The organism is Nitrospira sp. BLG_2 (genome assembly GCF_049222245.1).
The window spans coordinates 1-1,805 of sequence record NZ_JBLYIG010000207.1 but is presented as its reverse complement, the minus strand read 5'-3'; the positions used below and the strand labels follow the sequence as shown (position 1 = coordinate 1,805).

3 protein-coding genes are annotated in these 1,805 nt (G+C 55.6%); all 3 read left to right on the top strand.

Features of this window, described 5'->3' with window-relative positions:
• Positions 1-256, top strand: a 256-nt coding sequence (gene nikR, locus ACOSYY_RS05785; RefSeq protein WP_421661317.1) for a nickel-responsive transcriptional regulator NikR, incomplete at its 5' end; no start/stop codon positions are given.
• A 4-nt stretch (positions 257-260) separates the two neighbouring features.
• The gene (locus ACOSYY_RS05780) at positions 261-686 is read left to right on the top strand and encodes a DUF3842 family protein (RefSeq protein WP_421661316.1); all 426 of its coding nucleotides are present in this window, start codon (positions 261-263) and stop codon (positions 684-686) included.
• Positions 687-811: 125 nt separating this feature from the next.
• Positions 812-1,805 (top strand): TonB-dependent receptor (locus ACOSYY_RS05775; RefSeq protein ID WP_421661315.1); only part of this gene is annotated, 994 nt, incomplete at its 3' end.

The following is a 1,805-nucleotide window of genomic DNA, read 5'->3' as shown; positions in this document are numbered from 1 at the left end:
GGTCGGCACGATCACGTTTGTGTCCGATCATCATGTGCGGGACCTGACCAGTAAATTGACGGATATTCAGCACGACCACCATGCGCAGATTTTGTCGGGCATGCCTGTGCATCTCGATCATGACCATTGTCTAGAAGTGTTGGTGGTGAAGGGAAAAGGCTCGGAAATCAGAAAAGTTGCCGATGCCCTTGTGAGCGTGAAAGGCGTCAAGCACGGCAAATTGACCATGACCACCACCGGCAAAGGATTGGTCTGACTCCATGCGCGTATGTGTCATCGATGGACGCGGTGGAGGATTGGGTTCCCGTCTGGTGACGGGGTTGCGCGAAACGTTGAATCTCGATTGTCAGATCCTGGCGTTGGGAACCAATCTTGCCGCGGCCAAGGCGATGAAAGAGGCCGGGGCCGAACAGGTCGCATCAGGAGCCGAGGCGATCTCCAAGCTGGCGCCGACGGCTGATGTCATTGTCGCCTCGCTGAATATGGTGTTGCCTGGCGCGATGTTGGGTGAAGTCACTCCTGAAGTCGCCAAAACGATTCTTGAGGCGAAGGCCAAGAAGGTGTTGTTGCCGCTGAATCGGGTCCGGGTCGAAATTGTGGGGACTGAAGGCCGCACGATGGATACGTTGATCGACGAGTGTCTCTCACGCGTTCGCGTTGCCGTACAAGCAACCTGCCAAGTCTAGCGGCGATTCCCATCCGTTCAGAGTTGCGAGGCCACGAGGGTCTGCGCCGGTCGATGAGCCGACTGTCGAGAGACCATTGTGGGCGTCTCATCCGTCCACACAATTCATGACGAGGAATGGTGGACATGACACGCGCAATAACCTTCGTGCTTGCTCTTGCGGCTGTTCTCAGCTTTTGGGAACAGGTCCAAGCCCATGACCCGGACGAGCCTGTACTGGAAGTGCCGGAAATCGCCGTCATCGGTGAAAAACCGGTGGCGGCCTCCTCTCAGCAATTCATTCCAGACAAAGAAATCGTGCTGCAGCCTCAAGGGAGACCGGCACAGATTCTGCGGTTGATTCCCGGCATGCTGGCCGTTGAACATTCCGGCGGAGCGGGAAAAGCCGACCAGTATTTTCTGCGGGGTTTCGATGCCGACCACGGGACGGATGTCGCGTTCTTCCTTGACGGGATGCCGATTAATCTGCGCAGCCATGCGCACGGACAAGGCTACGCCGATTTGAACTTCATCATTCCCGAAACGATTGAAGGCGTCGAAGTCAATAAAGGCGCCTATCTACCCGAGTACGGAGATTTTTCAACAGCAGGCGCGATCAATTTTCGAACGCGTCAGGTGGTGAAAGAAGGCATGATTCAAGGCGCCGGCGGGGAATTCAGCACCCAGCGATACATGCTGATGTTTTCTCCGACCAAAGAGCGGGTGCGCAGCCTGTTCGCGGCCGAAGGGTATTACACCAATGGTCCATATATCAACGACAACCAGTATGTTCGCACCAATCTGTTGGGTAAAATCACGACCTATCTGACTGGACGGGACGAACTCAGCGTCAAAGGAACGTTTCTTTATTCCAAATGGGACGGGTCCGGCGAGATTCCGTTGCGGGCCGTGGATTTCGGCACGCTGAATCGGTTCGGCGCGATCGATCCCTATGAGGGAGGAAACACACTGCGTACGACCGCCCAAGCAGACTACCATTATGACACGACGTCGGGCGGCCAGTTCTACATGAAGGCGTATGGCCAATATTACCGGCTGGATCTCTTCACGAATTTCACGTTTTTTCTCAACGATCCGGTCAACGGCGACGGCTTTGCGCAATTCGATCGCCGCGCCATCT